At 53.7% G+C, this 16701-nt stretch carries 12 protein-coding genes; 8 read left to right on the forward strand and 4 right to left on the reverse strand.

Features of this window, described 5'->3' with window-relative positions:
• Nucleotides 1-38: 38 nt before the first annotated feature.
• Together M8Q36_RS07645 and M8Q36_RS07655 are read left to right on the forward strand one after the other, a co-directional pair.
• A complete protein-coding gene (locus tag M8Q36_RS07645; RefSeq protein WP_349654601.1) occupies nucleotides 39-5522 on the forward strand; it encodes a SpvB/TcaC N-terminal domain-containing protein in 5484 nt (1827 codons plus the stop codon).
• 144 nt (nucleotides 5523-5666) lie between these two features.
• Nucleotides 5667-6002, forward strand: coding sequence for a cupin domain-containing protein (locus M8Q36_RS07655; RefSeq protein ID WP_249882733.1), 336 nt, complete (start codon nucleotides 5667-5669; stop codon nucleotides 6000-6002).
• 187 nt (nucleotides 6003-6189) lie between these two features.
• Here the strand turns inward: M8Q36_RS07655 and M8Q36_RS07660 are convergent, their stop codons facing one another.
• From M8Q36_RS07660 to M8Q36_RS07670, 3 genes are read right to left on the reverse strand one after another with little or no spacing between them, the layout of a single operon-like run.
• Complete coding sequence (locus tag M8Q36_RS07660; protein WP_249880496.1) at nucleotides 6190-6957, reverse strand: inositol monophosphatase family protein; 768 nt, start codon at nucleotides 6955-6957, stop codon at nucleotides 6190-6192.
• A 10-nt stretch (nucleotides 6958-6967) separates the two neighbouring features.
• The gene (locus M8Q36_RS07665; RefSeq protein WP_249880497.1) at nucleotides 6968-7990 is read right to left on the reverse strand and encodes a LacI family DNA-binding transcriptional regulator; all 1023 of its coding nucleotides are present in this window, start codon (nucleotides 7988-7990) and stop codon (nucleotides 6968-6970) included.
• Nucleotides 7987-8745 (reverse strand): MBL fold metallo-hydrolase, encoded by a 759-nt coding sequence (locus tag M8Q36_RS07670; RefSeq protein ID WP_249880498.1) that lies wholly within the window; start codon nucleotides 8743-8745, stop codon nucleotides 7987-7989. Before M8Q36_RS07670 ends, M8Q36_RS07665 begins: the two co-directional genes overlap by 4 nt.
• A 152-nt stretch (nucleotides 8746-8897) precedes the next feature.
• Here M8Q36_RS07670 and M8Q36_RS07675 point away from each other — a divergent pair, with 152 nt between their 5' ends.
• The 5 genes from M8Q36_RS07675 to M8Q36_RS07695 all read left to right on the forward strand — a co-directional run bounded on the left by M8Q36_RS07675 (nucleotide 8898) and on the right by M8Q36_RS07695 (nucleotide 14003).
• The gene (locus M8Q36_RS07675) at nucleotides 8898-9881 is read left to right on the forward strand and encodes an ABC transporter ATP-binding protein (protein ID WP_249880499.1); all 984 of its coding nucleotides are present in this window, start codon (nucleotides 8898-8900) and stop codon (nucleotides 9879-9881) included.
• A 31-nt stretch (nucleotides 9882-9912) separates the two neighbouring features.
• On the forward strand, nucleotides 9913-11058 hold the full coding sequence (locus tag M8Q36_RS07680; protein ID WP_249880500.1) for an ABC transporter substrate-binding protein: 1146 nt from the start codon (nucleotides 9913-9915) through the stop codon (nucleotides 11056-11058).
• 61 nt (nucleotides 11059-11119) lie between these two features.
• The gene (locus M8Q36_RS07685) at nucleotides 11120-11950 is read left to right on the forward strand and encodes an ABC transporter permease (RefSeq protein WP_249880501.1); all 831 of its coding nucleotides are present in this window, start codon (nucleotides 11120-11122) and stop codon (nucleotides 11948-11950) included.
• Entirely contained in the window at nucleotides 11950-12771 is an 822-nt protein-coding gene (locus M8Q36_RS07690; RefSeq protein WP_249880502.1) for an ABC transporter permease, read from the forward strand. Before M8Q36_RS07685 ends, M8Q36_RS07690 begins: the two co-directional genes overlap by 1 nt.
• Before the next feature lie 104 nt (nucleotides 12772-12875).
• On the forward strand, nucleotides 12876-14003 hold the full coding sequence (locus tag M8Q36_RS07695) for a hypothetical protein (RefSeq protein ID WP_249880503.1): 1128 nt from the start codon (nucleotides 12876-12878) through the stop codon (nucleotides 14001-14003).
• Nucleotides 14004-14307: 304 nt separating this feature from the next.
• On the opposite strand, the gene M8Q36_RS07700 is transcribed toward M8Q36_RS07695, so the two are convergent.
• Nucleotides 14308-14589, reverse strand: a complete 282-nt coding sequence (locus M8Q36_RS07700; protein WP_045511800.1) for a YjcB family protein — start codon at nucleotides 14587-14589, stop codon at nucleotides 14308-14310.
• A gap of 525 nt (nucleotides 14590-15114) precedes the next feature.
• On the opposite strand from M8Q36_RS07700, the gene M8Q36_RS07705 reads away from it, so the two are divergent.
• Nucleotides 15115-16518, forward strand: a complete 1404-nt coding sequence (locus M8Q36_RS07705; protein ID WP_249880504.1) for a GGDEF domain-containing protein — start codon at nucleotides 15115-15117, stop codon at nucleotides 16516-16518.
• The last annotated feature ends 183 nt before the right edge of the window (nucleotides 16519-16701 follow it).

Consider the following 16701-nt stretch of genomic DNA (forward strand, 5'->3'; position numbering starts at 1 on the left):
TTTCAGGCTCCCTGTGGGGAGCCTGTGGGAGCGCAGCCATGCAAAACACAGATATTGTCAGGCCAGAGACCCTCTCGTTGCCCAAAGGCGGCGGTGCTATCACCGGCTTAAAAGGTGATGTTGCCGGCGCAGGGCCGGACGGGGCAAATGCCCTGAGCATACCGCTACCGATCAACCCCGGCAGAGGCTATGCGCCTTCACTGGCGCTGAGCTATCACAGCCGTTCTGGTAACGGCGCATTTGGTATGGGATGGAGCGTTGATCCGCCCGCCATTCGTCGGCGCTCGAAAAAAGGGGTGCCAGATTACAACGAGAAGGATGAATTTGTCGGGCCGAATGGGGAAGTGATCGTGCCATTTCTGGCTGACGACGGTACCGCGAATGTCCGTACATCCAACACCTTACTTGGCATTGATCTTGGCGACGGCTTTACCGTTTACCGTTATCGGTATCGCATTGAAAGTGATTTCAGTCGGCTGGAATATTGGGTTTCAAGCGAGACGACGGGGCGTGATTTTTGGGTGCAGTACATGCCGGACGGGCAAGTTCTCCTGTACGGCAATACCCAGCAAGCGCGTGTCAGTGATCCACAAGCCCTGGAAGACACTGCTATCTGGTTGATAGCGTCGTCGGTATCCGTTACCGGTGAGCAGATCTACTGGATGTATCGCGCCGAAGATGAGACGGGCTGCGATGCCACAGAAACTGCAGCGCACCCGAATGTCAGTGCGCAACGCTATCTGGCTGCGGTTTGCTATGGCAACCGGGTTGCCGGGCGCGTCTTACCCGGATTGACCACCACACCCACGCTGACGGATTGGTTATTTGTGGTGCTTTTCGATTATGGCGAGCGCACCGCCGATACCGCCACGTCACCGACCTGGATAGCGCCCGGTTCTGGCGACTGGACTTGCCGCCAGGATTGCTTCTCAAGCTGGGAATATGGTTTTGAGGTGCGCACCCGCCGCCTCTGCCACCAGGTGTTGAGTTACCACTTTACCGACACCTTAAGCGGCAGCACGTCCGAGAGTGTTCCGCAATTAGTTACCCGCCTCGCCATGCGCTACACCGAATCACCAATAGTGACCACGCTCGTTGGTGTGTCGCAGTCGGGACTCGCGTCTGATGGTGCGTTCACCTCTCTGCCTGAGACGGTATTTGGATGGAGTACATTTAAGGCGGATACGGGGCAGCCTGAATGGCAGGTCTCATGGCAAGAGCGTGAAGACCTGGCAAATACGAACACTCAGCAACCGTATCAGATGGTGGATCTGAACGGTGAAGGGCTGGCTGGCATTTTGTATCAGGACAGCGGGGCCTGGTGGTATCGCGCTCCGGTTCGCCAGCCAGGTGACGATGCAGATGCCGTTACCTGGGATGAACCGACGGCGTTGCCAATTATTCCCGCGTTACGTGATAGCGGTGTGCTGGCGGATCTCAATGGCGATGGTTATATGGAGTGGGTCGTCTCTGCGGCAGGGGTCAATGGCTATTATTCACGCACGCCGGAGCGGGGCTGGCTTAATTTCACGCCGCTCTCAGCTTATCCGGTGGAATATTTGCATCCGCGCGCTCAGCTTGCCGATGTTTCGGGGGCTGGGCTGGCGGATCTGGTATTAATCGGGCCGAAAAGCGTTCGGCTTTACGCAGGTACCGGAGATGGCTGGGAAAAAGCGCTGAACGTGATACAACCTACCGGCGTGACATTGCCGGTGCCCGGCATGGATGAGCGGGTGCTGGTCGCATTCAGCGATATGGCGGGGAGTGGGCAGCAGCATCTGGTTGAGGTAAAAAAAGATAGTGTCCGCTACTGGCCTAACAATGGGCACGGTCAGTTTGGCCTGCCAATCTCAATGGCGAATTGGCAGGTTCCGGCGGATGTGATCTTTAACCCTGCGCAGATTTTTTTGGCGGATATTGACGGCTCGGGCACCACGGATGTGATTTATGCGCTCAGCAAAAAGGTGGTTATCTCCATTAACCAAAGTGGTAATAGCTTTGCAGAACCGTTTGAGGTCCTTCTCCCGGATGGCGTGCGTTTTGATAATACCTGCGAGTTACAGGTCGCAGATATTCAAGGCTTAGGCGTTGCCAGCCTGATACTGACTGTGCCGCACCCGAAACCGCGGCATTATGTCTGCGATTTAACAGCCGTTAAACCGTGGTTGCTGAATAACATGAGCAACAACATGGGCGCGCGGCATGGTTTCACTTACCGCAGCTCGGCGCAGTTCTGGCTGGATGAAAAACAAGACGCGGTAACCGCCGGGGAGCCTGTTCCCGCCAGCTATTTACCGTTTCCGCTTCACCTGCTTTCCCGCACTGACGTAACGGATGAAATTACCGGTAATCACCTGGTGAGCTCTGCCCGTTACCGTGGTGGCGCGTGGGATGGCAAGGAGCGTGAATTTCGCGGTTTCGGCTATGTGGAATTGCAGGACACCGACACACTGACCAGCCAGGGGACGACCACGGAAATCAGCCAGCCGTCATTGACGCGCAACTGGTTTGCCACCGGTTTGCCTGCTGTAGATGACCGGCTGGCGCAGCGCTGGTGGTCTGGTGATAGCGGCGCATTCGCGTATTTTACCGCGCGCTTTACCAGTGGTTATGGTGACAATGAAAAACCGTATACCGCAGATGAAAGCGACGATTTCTGGCTGCGTCGGGGGATGAAAGGCCTGTTAGTACGCAGTGAGCTATATGGCCTGGACGGTAGCGAGCAGCAACCTGTTCCCTACCAGGTTAGCGAATCTCGCCCTCAAATTCGTCTGGTGGCGGCAAAGGGGGAGGGGATCTATCCGGTTGTCTGGCCGACGATCGCAGAAACGCGCACCTATATCTACGAACGGGTGAGTAACGATCCGCAATGTAGCCAGCAGATAACGCTCTCCAGCGATCAACATGGCCTGCCGCTCTATTCGGTAACGGTGAACTATCCGCGCCGCACTCAACCGGCAACCAGCCCTTACCCGGATACACTGCCGGATACATTGTTTGCTTCCAGCTATGATGATCAGCAGCAGCAACTGGTGGTGACCTGCCAGACTAGCCGTTGGTATGCCATTGACGATATGGCTTCGGGAATATGGGTTAATGGGCTGACTGACCTTTTTTCCAGTGATGTTTACCTCTATTCCTCTGCACCAGAAACAGGGTTAACGCTGGAAGAACTCAGTCTTTCCGGCACGCCACTGGGCACGCCAGCCAGCCAGGCATTTGCGGGCATGCAACAACAGTGGTATCTGGATGGCAATAATAATGCCACTTCGGAACAGCCTGCATTCCCACCGCGCGTTGCTTTTACCGAAACAGCTGTACTGGATCAGGAGATGGTGGAAACGCTGAAAGAAGATTTCACCGACAGTGTTCTGAAACAGGCCGGTTATATCTGGTATGCGTACTTCAATTGCTGGGTTGTACATCGGAACCTCACCACCTATGGCACGGCTGAACATTTCTGGCTGCCGCAGACCGTACGCGATTCTGAGCTCACCGGCGCGATTACCCTGACGCGCGATGCGCACGACTGCGTGGTAACGAAAGTGGTGGATGCCGCCGGATTAACCACCCAGGCTGAGTATGACTGGCGGTTCTTAACGCCGGTCAAACTCACCGATGTGAACAACAATATTCAGCAGGTTACCCTTGATGGATTAGGCCGTGTCACCAGTTCTCGTTTCAGCGGAACTGAAAATGGGGTAGCAGCCGGTTACAGCGATGCGGACTTCGTGCCGCCAACGAGTGTGGATCAGGCGCTGGCGCTAACACCGCCGTTACCGGTGGCGCAATGCCTGGTTTATGCGAGTGATAGCTGGCAGCTAAATCGCATACCACCCCATGTGCTGACACTCACTACCGATCGTTACGATCAGGGGGAAGGCAGTGATGAGCAGCAGATCCGCCAGACGGTTCAATTCAGCGATGGGTTTGGACGCTTACTGCAAACCTCGGTTCGCTTCGAAGCCGGAGACGCCTGGCAGCGTGCGGACGATGGAACGCTGGTGACGGAAACGGCGCACACGGATACCCGCTGGGCGGTGAGTGGACGTACGGAGTATGACAACAAAGGCCAGGCTATTCGCACGTATCAACCCTATTTCCTCAACAACTGGGAATGGGTAACGGACGACAGTGCGCGAGAGGATCTGTATGCCGATACGCACTATTTCGATCCGCTCGGGCGTGAAAGAGAGGTGCTCACCGCCAAAGGCTATCAGCGGCGCACGCTTTATACGCCATGGTTTGTGGTCAGCGAAGATGAAAACGATCTTTTAGGCGTTCAGCCAGACTGGTGGATTGAGATAACCGTCGTTGCCAACAATGGCGTAGTCGGTGAAACGGCAGGCAACACCATCAACGTTATAGCTTATGACCCGTATGGCGATCCTTTGGCTGGTAAAGTTGTGACATTGAGCAGCGATAGCGACGTTAGCATTGAACCGCTTACGCAGAGCACGGGTGAGGATGGTAGCGTAACGGCTGTCGTGACCAGTACTGTTGCTGGGCAACATACGGTGGACGCTACCTGCGATGGTCATCACGCTTCTGTGATGGTGACTTTCACGGCTGACGTTAATCACCTGAGCCCAACCTTGTCGACACTGGCAGCGGACCCTTCGTCTATCGACGAGTCAGGTTTAAGCATGTCAACCCTCACCCTTATACTAAAAGATATTTATGGCAACCTGATCGCCGGGCAAAGCATTGAGCTTATCAGTAGCATGGCAGAGCTTGTCCATTCCGGGTTTACTGACAGGAAAAATGGTTCATATGATGCGATGATAGGTGGCGTGACCCGGGGTGATGTCACCCTCTCTGTGAAGGTTAATGGTAAGGTTCTTGAAGGTCTTTCGACGACTTTCCACATCCTGCCTGTCGCTGTACCGATGCCTGCTGACACGGAGTTCTCGGTGAATGGATACGAGTTTAGTATAGGCAGCCACTTCCCCGTAACAGGCATACTTGGTGCGAAATTCCAATTTTTGTTCAACGGAACTGCATCAAACAACAGCGGTTACCAGTGGTCAGTCGATCAACCGTGGGTGAGTATAGACAGTGACGCCAATGTCACTTTTATTGATACGCCGGATAGCACCAACAATACGGTGACGGTCACGGCTCTCCCTATCGACACAGGGACGCCGAGGTATGTCTATACCTTTACCGTAAGTCAATGGTTTGTTACGGCGGGCGGGGTGCAAAAAAACTGGGCGGATGCTAATGCCTGGTGTAAGGAAAATGGTCTGGAGATGCCTTCCCAAAACGATCTTGTTTACTATGAGCCAGAGTTTGATCTACCCCAGCGACATTGGGCGTCATACCTGTGGTCGGAATGGGGCGACTGTTCCCGGTATGCGAATGCAGGCGTTACTTCTAATTATTATTGCTGGGTAACCGATGTGGGGGATAATGGTGTTCATCGCAACATCTCGCTGGGTGATGGTAGTGAGTACGTTAACAACTCCGGTGTGCTGACTGATGCCACAGAATTGTATGTTGTCGGTAAAAAAGCGCTTTAGTTTTAAGTATCTTTAGCAAACGGCTCTGCGGAGCCGTTTGCTATTTTATGCATTTCACCGCCAGTGCGAGTAATAAAAACCCCGTATAAAACCTGACACAATGTTCACTGACAATTAAGGCGCTCTGTGAATACGCGAAAACCGATGCTAACCAACCTGTTGCGAGATTTCCCCGCAAGCGCGGGCGAGGCAGAGACGTTTGACGATCTGCTTTCGCACCCGGATGTGAAAATTGAGCGCATTATTTCCACCGGGCAGGCCAGCCCGCCGGATTTCTGGTACTGCCAGCCGCAAAGCGAGTGGGTGCTGATCGTGCAGGGCGCGGCAGGGTTACAGCTTGAAGGTGAAGGGGAAGAACGTGTGTTAAACGTCGGCGATTTCGTCAATATTCCCGCGCAATGCCGCCACCGGGTGAACTGGACGCAGGCGGAACCACCGACTATCTGGCTGGCGGTTCACTACGCATACCCGGAAACATAACGGCGCGCGGAAACCGGTTTATTGCTCATTGAAAAGTCGTCCGGTGAATGGGGTCATTAACAGGTTTTAGCGCTGCATTGCATGGATTGGCAACTCACAGGGTAAGTTGAGGTTTCTTTTCGAAGGCCCCTGAGAGCGCCATTAATACTGCCTTCGTCGAAGGCGGATTGTACGTATCAAACCAGGTTTAACCGTTTGGCAGCAAAACGGGTTGCAGACGCTGCCACACTTGCGGGGTTGCCGCCCAGGCGTTATTGCCCTGCGTAAGGCCGTTGTTGGCAAGAAAATCGTTATGCATGCCGCCCGCTTCTTTAATAATCACCAGCCCTGCCAGCGCATCCCAACTGTGCAGGTGCGCTTCGAAATAACCATGCACCTGGCCGGCGGCAACGTGCGCCAGCATTAACGCGCCCGCACCAAAACGACGATGCTCCACGCCGTGTTCAAACAAGGTTTCGATGGTTTGTGTGTATTCGCGCGGCGGTCTGCGGCTGGAGCGACCAATGCCAAGCACTACCGCGTCGGCATCCGGCTCGCTCAGGCTCAGGCGTTTGCCGTTTAAAAACGCCCCTTTGCCGCTTTCGGCGAAGAAAAACTCGTTGCGATCCGGGGCGTAAATCACCCCCAGTTTGATGGCATCGTCGCGCACGTAAGCGACGGAAATGCACCAGTAATCCATGCCGAGAATAAAATTGGTGGTGCCATCAATCGGGTCGATAACCCATACGCCGTCGCTGCCCGGCTCCAGCCCGCGCTCCTCGCCGAGCAAACCGTCCTGCGGGCGTTCGGCTTTCAGCCAGGCGCGCAGCTCGGTTTCGACATACACATCCGCCTGGGAGACAAAATCCTGGCGGCCTTTTTGTTCGATGGTCAGCCCGTTATCACGAAGCTGTTTCGCCTGCTGACCGAGACGACGAATCAGCGCGCACAGCGCCTGGGTAAACTCTTCTGTCATATCTGGACTCTTAGCCAATCTGTGGCGATGTTTGTCGGTGGATCAGTTTCACCTTAACCCACTCAACGCGGGAAGGCTGTAAAGGATTTTTCGCCCGCTCCAGCAGGCGCGTCAGCGCCCGGTTCGCTATCTCCGCCACATCCTGATGCAGCGTGGTTAACTGGTAGCTGAACTGGCCGCTCTGCGGCGTGTTATCAAAACCTATCAGATGAAAATCGTCTGGCGCGAATTTTCCGCGCTGGCGCATGCCGTCGAGAAAACCGCAGGCCAATTGCGCGTTGGCGCAAAAGATGCCCTCCGGCAGATCTTCATCACTCTGTTGCGCGGCCTGAAATCCGCCCTCGTAGCCCTCTTCGCGCGCGTCATACCAACGCACTTGCTGCTGAGTATCCACGCCGAGTTGCTGCAAAGCCTGGAAAAAAGCCTCGCCGCGCTGAATGCCCGCCCAGGTCGATCCGCAATTATTGAGCCAGCCAAAACGGCGACAACCGGCGTGATAAAGCTGTTCAGCGGCCTGACGTGCGCCGGAAACGTTGTCGGAACAGACGAAATCGACCAATGGAATATCCGGGTGGCGGTTGATGCCGACCACCGGAATGCGCTGGCTGACGCACTCGTTCACTATCGCTTCCGGCGGTTGGCCGGAGGTGACGATCACGCCGGAGACGCGAAACTGAGTAAAACGGCGCAGCGTGGTGACCAGATCCTGCTCGCCGGTGATCTCCGTGACCAGCGCCTGGTAACCACGGCGCTGAATTTCATGCAGCAAGCCTTCCAGCAGGCTGCTGCGAAACGGGTCGCCAATGCGCGCGACAATCACGCCAATCAAGTGGCTGCGCTGGCGGTTCAGCCCCTGGGCGAGGAAATTGACCTGGTAGCCAAGCTCCTGCGCGGCGCGCAGCACTTTCTCTTTGGTGGCAGGCGAAATACTGCCGTTGCTGCTGAGCGCGCGCGACACCACGGCGCGGGACACGCCCGCGCGCTTCGCCACGTCTTCAGCGGTTACTGCTTGTTTGCGTAAACTCTGGCTCACACTTTCCCCTCCGCACGGCGGCTGAGATCGGTGGCGAAACCATCGTGGCTGAGAAACAAACCCGGATACGGCGTGCAGGCTTGCTCAATCGCGGGCAAGGCGGCGTCGTTGCAGTGGTACAACCCCAGGCGCGGTAAACGCAGTTGCCCGAACAGCGCCAGGCAGCCGGGAAAATCGCCGTGCGAGGCGTCATTGGGCAGCGCCGTTGCCGAAGCGCACTCCTGAAACGCCAGCGTCGCGTTGTGCATCAGCGCGATGCTTTCCGGCGTTGGGCGTCCGTCGCCGCTGTAGAACAGGTTGTGGCCGTCTGCTTCGATTCGCAGGGCGAGATTAGGCAGCTCATGGTGCGTAAACGCGGTGCGCATCTGCCAGCCTTGCCACTGCCATTCGGCTTCGCTGTCGCGCCAGTCAATGTCGAAACAGAGGCTGCTTTCCGGCCAGTTAGCGAGGCTCGCCAGTTTTATCAGCACCGGGCGCTGTTCACGCTGCGACCAGATGATCAGCGGTTTACGACGCTGAAAACTTTTCCAGTAATTCAGCAGCGCCGTCAGCCCGGTGCAGTGATCCGGGTGAACGTGGGTGAAGTAAATGGCGTCGATGTCGTTTACGTCGCCGCCGCGCTGCCACAGCGCGCGCGGGATTGTCGGGCCACAATCGATCAGCAACTGGCGATTTTCGTTATCGATAACGCGGATTGCCGAGGTGTTTTGCTGCAATGAGAAGGCGCTACCGCAGCCCAGAACATCTATTTTCATTTCGCCCCACCAAATTTATTGCGCACTTAATCAAACTGTCACAAATAGACGACAAAGTAGGCTCACATAATGTCGGTGCAACGTTGCATTTTTTTTGCAAATAAATGAACACGTGTTCATCGGCGAAAGAAAAGCTGAAGAAAGGAACGCCCGTGAGTTATTTACAGATTGAAAAACTGAAAATTGGCTATGGCGAAAATATCGTTCTTCACGATATTCATCTCGCTGTGGAAAAGGGCGAAATGATTGCGCTGCTTGGGCCGTCTGGTTGTGGAAAAACCACGTTACTCAATGCGTTATGTGGTTTTATTCCGGTGCGTTCTGGTGGTATTTCCGTTAACGGTAGAGATATTACTTACAGCACGCCGGAGCAGCGAAATATTACCATGGTGTTTCAGAGTTATGCCTTGTGGCCACATTTTACCGTCGCGCAAAATATTGGTTATGGCTTAAAAGTCCGCCGCGTTAAAAAAGAGGCGATTGCGCAACGCGTGCAGGAATTATTAAAAATCGTCAACCTTGAAAATTATGCGGATATAAAAGTGACGGCGCTTTCCGGCGGCCAGCGTCAGCGCGTGGCGCTGGCGCGCGCATTAGCCATTGAGCCGGATGTGTTGGTGCTCGATGAGCCGCTGTCGAACCTGGACGCCAAAGTGCGCCTCAATGTGCGCCACGAGATCAAAGCGCTTCAGAAAAAGCTCGGTTTCACCTCGTTAATCGTCACGCATGACCAACAAGAGGCGCTGGTGATGGCCGACAGAATTGCGGTGCTGAATAACGGGCGCATCGAACAAATGGGGACGCCGGAAGATATTTATCACCGCCCGGCAACGCCGTTTGTCGCGGATTTTATGGGCGCGGATAACTGCATGACGCGGGCTGATGCGGGCGGGGAAACGCTCTATTTTCGCAGTTCGGACGTCAACATGCACCGCCCGTTAACGATGTCGGAGCAGCCGGGCCTGGTACTGAATGGCGTGGTGGAAGAGAGCGCATTTCTCGGTCACCAGTATCGTCATAGTGTGCGCTGCGAGGGGCAGATTTTTCTCGCGGATTCCACACAGTTCTGGCCTGCCCGAACGCCGGTGATTTTGCATGTGCCGGAAACGGCGCTGCATGTTTTTGCAACCTCTTAAGCCAACCAACACACTTTTCCTGGGGATTATCATGTCAGTAAAACCGAAACTTGCTGTCATCGCCGCACTCTGTTTGGGTGCCGTTCACACCGCCAGCGCCGAAACGGTTCTCAATGTGGCGACGGCGGGCGATCAAAATATGGTCGACTACGTTAAAACCTGGCTGGGGCCAAAGTTTGAAGCTGCGCATCCGGGCGTGAAAGTGCAGGTGGTCGGCACCGGGCCGGGCGATGCGGGCTCAAACAAGATTGTCGAAAAACTGACGGCGCAACAGCAGAGCGGCGCGAAAAGCTGGGATATCGACGTCGCGGTTGTACACCAGGCCGCAGGTGGTCAACTGGTGGAAAAAGGGCTGCTGGAGAAATACCGCTCGTCCATTAACACCGGCTCAATGGTCACGGCGGAGAATGCCAAAAACGCGCTGGGCGTTAACGTTGATGGTTATGTAATGCCGATGTTTTTGAGCCAGACCGCCATTGCGTATAACAGCGATCTGATTAAAACCCCGCCGAAATCCTACGACGAGCTGGTGCAGTGGTCGGCGAAAAACCCGAAAGCTTTTGGCTATAACGGCATTAAAAACGGCATGTCCGGCGTCAGCTTCGTGGTCGGCTGGATTTATGCTTACGGCACTGATGCAGCGCGTCTTTCCGCGCTGCCGTATGACAAAAGCGTGGAAAAAACCTGGAGTCAGGCGTTCGCCAGGCTGAAAGAGTTCAATAAAAACGTCACTTTCACGCCGGGTAACGCCGGGACGCTGGATATGCTCAGCCGGGGTGAAATCACCATGGGGCCGGTATGGGTCGATATGTTCTATAGCTGGAAAGATCAGGGCAAAGTGCCGCCGTCGATCAAGCTGGCATTAATCTCCCCAGGGATGCCGGGCCAGCCAATGTATTACGTTGTTCCGGCACACGCTGCGCAGGCCAAACTGGCGCAGGAGTTTATTGCGCTGGCGACCAGCCCGGATGTGCAGGCGCAGGGCATTGTGAAGCAGTTCAACTGGTATCCGGGGATTGACGCGAAATACGTCAAAGAGAAGCTGGACGCCGCCACCTGGCAGAAACTGTTTGCGGAAATCTCGCCGGATGATTTAGCCAAATACGGCAAAAGTTTCCCGATCACGCCGTACTTTGACGATATCAAAGAGGGCTACGAGAGCCAGGTTTCTAACTGATTGACGGATATGCCTGGGCATTTCGCCCGGGCATTTTTTGCTGTGATTATTCAGGTTCACCATGCGACACGCCTTTAAATACTTCTTACTGGTTGGCCCGGCCACGCTGCTGATCGCCGTCTTTTTCCTCTGGCCGCTGGGCTTTTCGCTGATCTCTGCGTTCACCAGTGATACGCAGACATTCACGCTGGCGCACTTTGATAAAGTCTTTGCGCTTTACTCGAACGATATTCTCTTTACCGTACTTATCGTGCTGGTTTCACTGGTAATTCTGGCGCTGCTGTCGATAACAATTTCCGCCATTATTGTGCTGTCGCCGTTTCGCGGCATCGTTAAGACGCTGGCATTTTTATACCGCCTGCCGCTGTTTATTCCCTTTATTGTTACCGCGCAGATGATGCGCACCTTCCTCGCCAAAAACGGCCTGATGAACAATGTGCTGGTGGCGAGCGGGTTGTTAACGCCAATGGACACCACCTCGCTGCTGGGCTGGAGCGGGATCATTATTACCTTTGTCTGGAAGCAGATGGCGTTCTCGACGTTACTGATTTGCGGCGCGATGTCGGCGGTGGATCCGTCGCATATTCTGGCGGCGAAAAACCTCGGCGCGTCGCGTTTACGCATTCTGTTCGACATCATTTTGCCGCAGGTGCTGCCGACGATTGGTGTGGCGATGGTGCTCTCGACGGTGACGATGATGTCGGTACTTTCCGTGCCGCTAATGATTGGCACCGGCACGCCAACCATGATGACCGTCGATATGGCGTTTCGCGTTAACTCGTACGGCGATTACCCGGTGGCGAATGCGATGGGCGTGATCTCCTATCTGATTTGCGCGGCGCTCTCCTGGTTCTATTTACGCCACAGCCTGCATGCGAAAGGGGCGCAGTGATGACCACGTTTCGACAAAAACTCCGCGGCAGTTTTCTGCTGCAAACGCTGTTGCTCACTTTTCTGGTGCTGGCGCTGTTTGGCCCGCTGTTGAACCTGCTTATCTGGACGGTGGCGGAAAGCTGGTTTTTCCCGCACACCTTGCCGAGCCAGTGGGGATTAAAGTACTGGAGCCAGGTGTTTAGCCCCTACAGCGATGTCTCGGGATCGCTCTCCATTAGCGTGTTGATCGCCGTGCTATCGGTGCTGGTTTGCCTGCTGATTTCTGTTCCGGCGGGTTACGCGCTGTCGCATCGATCCATGCCGTGTCGCGCCTTCTTTATGCTGCTGTTTCTCATCCCGCAGGCGTTTCCCAACCTGACGGTGTATATGAACGTGGCGCGGCTGTTTTATCAGTGGGGACTGAACGGTACGGTGGCGGGTGTGGTGCTGGTGCATAGCGTTCACGGCTTGATGTATTCGATCTGGATAAGCGTGGCGGCGTTCGCTTCACTCGATCCGCTGCTGGCGCGCGCCTCGCGCAACCTGGGCGCCGGGCCGGTTTACACGTTTTTCCATATCATTTTGCCGCAGGCCGCGCCCGGGCTGATTGCCGCCAGCATTTTTGTGTTTCTGGAATCGCTGGATGAGTTTACCGCCACCTTTTTTGTGGGCGCACCGGATATCACCACGCTGCCCATTTTGCTCTATACCGCCAGTATGTCGGGCAACTACCAGGTGTCATCTATCACCGCGCTGATCCTGCTGGTGCCATCGGTGCTGTTTATGCTGGTTATCCATAAATTTATGCGCCCGGAAATGCTGTCGAAACTGGGGAAATAATTATCTGACGACGTCACGAAAAGGCGCATGCCGGGCCACTTAATAGATAGCTGTGGCGCGACGCTACCAGCCAAAACAAGACGGCAACAGTCGGAGGAAAACGTATGGATATCAAAGGCCCGGCAGCGATTGATGTATTCAAACCTTATGATATTTCCCCTTACGAAGACAAAACACTCAGAGCGGTTCAGCTGGAGCCTGCCTATACGCCCGCAAAGGAGTCTTTTCAGGCGTTTCAGCAGCGGCATTATGCGTGGCGAACCGGTGATAAACAGGCCGATATTTCCCATGTCCCCAAAGATGAAGGCAAGATCCCGTTGCCCACGCTGGGCGAAAGTTTGCAGGAGGTTTTTCTGGGCGCGGTGTTGGGCGGGCCGTTGCCGGAATTCCCGGGCGGAGTGCGATCGCTTCCCGGTGCGGGCGCGGCGCGGCTTACTGAACGACCTTCTGGCACTGCTAAAGGTCCGCACGGTGAAATCAAAGCCGCTATTGCGGAGCCGAAAATCGCGGTGGAAAGGCCATTAAATCCAGCTGCGGAAGCGAATGTTCCCGGCAGCAAGCCATTAAGCCACGCCGTACCCGAATCCGCTGGCCCGGACGTGTTACATGTCTCATTACCGCAAGCGGGAGGAAAAAATTTTTCCGATCCTATGGCGTCGTCAAAACTCAACATCAAACAATTCGCTGATATTGCTAAAGTTGGCGCGGATGTGGGTGAGAAAGAGATGGGGAGGGTGACATTATCCGGTGAAATCAATATTGTGCGTCGCGATGGCCCTTTAAATGATCCGAATATGTATATGTTTTTCACCGATAGCTATAAAGGCGAGCCGCGGCTGAATATCATTGGTCATGGCATTTTTACACCAAACGGTGACAGCACGACCGGCCTGCAGGTTGCTGGTGGTATCAAAGGGCCGTTTGATGTGGCGCTGGATACGCTGGAACTGGCTGGCGATGTGCGGTTTAAGAACATTCGTTGCTTAAGCTGCCATGGTGCGGAAGGTGGCATTGATTCTTTCGCACAAAAACTGGCGAATTACACCGGCGTGCCGGTAAAAGGTTATCACGGTTCGGTCACCGTTGGCGGGCATGCGGACGGTTCAAATATGGTGGTGATAAAAAATGAGATGGACGCGCTATTCTATTTCGGCAAGCGCGAAACGACGCACTATCAGCCACAAAAATTCCACCCGCTCTGGCGACCGTGGGAAACCCGTATTCTTGAATAAAACAATCGTGGTGATGAAGTAAAAGTGCAGATGCCCGCGAAGCAGAGTCTTAGCGGGCATCTCTGTTTTTACGCCCCGATTCGGCGAGTGTGTACTCCCGTTTACCCCCTGGCTGGCAATAAGACGGCTTATCCGCCCGATCCGTTTTGCAAAGAAATGGCTGTTAGCCTCTTTATGCGCCGGTGAGTCCCGGTAAAGATCGGCCGCTGGCGCAGAGTCGTTGTTTATATTTATGCGAAAGTCCGTCGGGTAGAAAAATGACCACCAGAGGAAATAAAAAAGCGCCCGCAGGCGCTTTCAGTAATCAGGTAACGATCATCGGCCACTCGGGTGGCGCTTTTTGCGCGATCTCTTCCATCACGACGAGCAGATTGTGCCAGGTCGTGGAGAGATCTATCGCCGTAATGCCCAACAAACCGGTAGCGAACCAGCATGCCGCTGCTAAGCCCATGCCGCTGCTGATCACTGCCAGGCCAATATAATCAGCACGACGGAAGCGAATGTTCAGCGTACTGGCCATAAACATCAACACTGCACTCAGTAACTGCCAGCGGAGAAGCACGACGCTGGCGGTAAAGGTAGCCATCAAACCATCCTCAGAAAGACCGAATACCGGGCGGACAAGCACGTTGCGCGAGTGGCAATGCTGAACATCCGCGAATAACACAACGAATTGAAACGGCATTCCCCGTTTCAAGAATGTGTGAACTATATCACATTTGTTGATTTATTCGCCAGTACAAAAAGCGTGCTTTTTGCATCGTGATAGTTGTGTTTCATTCGTAAATATATTGCCAATATATTTATGCGTGCGGAGGAATTAATGTTTTTTCCAACTAATACATATGAGTGATATTTAGCATCCTAATTGCTACAACGTTTACAGCTTGTGTCGCATATATTATGCTTTTGAGGAAAATCTTATTAGCCTGTGAATGATGATTCAGGGTTTTGATCTTTATCGATATATTCTTTTCATCACGTTTTTCATGCGTGAGGAAGATATTTGCGCGTGCAGTTGCGCTAACTGAATTGATGGCCGCCTCTTCTTTTTTCCTGATGACATCATTTGAAGCTGGTTTCGCGTCTTATAACCTGCGAATGAAAAAATATGAAAATAGAAAATTCCGCCGTGCCGCCGGAGGATGCTGATGCGGCGTTGTCGGTTCTGGTAAGGCTGATGCCCTGGCTCACCGCTCAACGTTCAATGGAAGAGATATTACGCGCAATCAATACAGCACTAGGATCCACGCTTGCGTGGGTGGTTATCCGGCAGGATGACGCGTGGCAGCTCGTCAGCGCAGGGTCGCCGGGCTGCACGCTGCAGGATGTACAAATCTTTCTTGAGCAGTCTCAATTGCAACGACATCAGCGTGCCTGGCGAGTCATTTGCTGGCGGCGGCATGCCGGCGATTTATTATTTCCGCATCAAGAAATATCGGCCAGAAAATTACGCAGCGGTATTTTATGTAAGTTACATTATAAAGAGTTGGGGCTCGAAGGTTATTTCTTTTTGGCATTTTCTCAGCCCTTGAACTCTTTATCTATTGTGAAAAATGTCGTTATTGTTCTGGTCGAAAAACTAAAAAACTATCTTGCGGAAATTGTCGCCAGAGAACGCACAGCAAAAGAGATGCAGCGCATAGTGACACAATATAAAGCACTATTTGAACGCGCCCCGGTTTTAATGAACTCGTTTGATAAAAGTAACCGCTGCGTATTATGGAATGGTGAGTGCGAACGCGTATTTGGCTGGAGCATTAATGAGCTCAATCAGCAGGCCGATCCATTAGCGTTATTTTTCCCCGATCCCGAGGTTCGGCAAAAAGTTCGCGCTTCGGTTAATACATCGCCGGGCGTCGACATGCACGAATGGCACCCGGTACGCCGTGATGGCCAGGTGCTGACGGTACTTTGGTCGAATATTCAACTGCCAGATCACTCGGTTCTCAGCATCGGGCTTGATATAACCGAGCGTAAAAAAGCGGAGCGGCAGCTGGAAATGAAAGCCACCATTGACGATCTGACCGGCTGCTATAATCGTTTTTCCATGCTGAGGAAGTTAAAAGAGGCGCTGGTGGCGTGTCGGCCGGACGAGCCGCGCAGCCACTTCAGCCTGCTGATGCTGGATCTGGATTATTTTAAAAATATCAACGATCGCTGGGGGCATTTAACGGGCGACGCCGCACTGATCCATTTTTGCGATCAGATCCGCGAACATTGCGATCCATCGTATATTTTTGGTCGTTTAGGCGGTGAGGAATTTCTGATTTTAATGCCGCATACCCACAGTAAAATGGCGCTGCGTTTTAGCCAAAAAATCCGCGCGTCACTGGCGCGAAATCCATTGTTTAGCAATGGTGAAAAGATAGCCTTATCCTTTAGCGCTGGTTTAGTATTCGTCACTGGTGAAGAGTCCGATACTTCAGTTTTACTTACGCTTGCGGATAACGCCCTGTACGATGCGAAACGTGCAGGACGCAGTAAAACCGTGGTGGTTGGCGCTTTTTTATAAATAAAGAAGAAATTATGAAGACTTCTCAACGACAGATGAAAAAATACCCGAATGGCGCACCTTTTTTTTATCCTGCGGTCAGTTTGGCTTAATCAACGATACTCTGTTGTATTAACGTAAAACACCCCCATGCGAATGGATTAATATTTTCCTTAATATAAACATTGGGCACACTCTGAGTTT

It is taken from the genome of Kosakonia sp. R1.Fl, from assembly GCF_023516815.1.
GTDB lineage: Bacteria > Pseudomonadota > Gammaproteobacteria > Enterobacterales > Enterobacteriaceae > Kosakonia.

Bases quoted from the DNA above. Each gene is read 5' to 3' on its own strand.
- M8Q36_RS07645 (WP_349654601.1), top strand. From the start codon at position 39: ATGCAAAACACAGATATTGTCAGGCCAGAGACCCTCTCGTTGCCCAAA.
- M8Q36_RS07655 (WP_249882733.1), top strand. From the start codon at position 5,667: ATGCTAACCAACCTGTTGCGAGATTTCCCCGCAAGCGCGGGCGAGGCA.
- M8Q36_RS07660 (WP_249880496.1), bottom strand. From the start codon at position 6,957: ATGACAGAAGAGTTTACCCAGGCGCTGTGCGCGCTGATTCGTCGTCTC.
- M8Q36_RS07670 (WP_249880498.1), bottom strand. From the start codon at position 8,745: ATGAAAATAGATGTTCTGGGCTGCGGTAGCGCCTTCTCATTGCAGCAA.
- M8Q36_RS07680 (WP_249880500.1), top strand. From the start codon at position 9,913: ATGTCAGTAAAACCGAAACTTGCTGTCATCGCCGCACTCTGTTTGGGT.
- M8Q36_RS07685 (WP_249880501.1), top strand. From the start codon at position 11,120: ATGCGACACGCCTTTAAATACTTCTTACTGGTTGGCCCGGCCACGCTG.
- M8Q36_RS07690 (WP_249880502.1), top strand. From the start codon at position 11,950: ATGACCACGTTTCGACAAAAACTCCGCGGCAGTTTTCTGCTGCAAACG.
- M8Q36_RS07695 (WP_249880503.1), top strand. From the start codon at position 12,876: ATGGATATCAAAGGCCCGGCAGCGATTGATGTATTCAAACCTTATGAT.
- M8Q36_RS07700 (WP_045511800.1), bottom strand. From the start codon at position 14,589: ATGGCTACCTTTACCGCCAGCGTCGTGCTTCTCCGCTGGCAGTTACTG.
- M8Q36_RS07705 (WP_249880504.1), top strand. From the start codon at position 15,115: ATGAAAATAGAAAATTCCGCCGTGCCGCCGGAGGATGCTGATGCGGCG.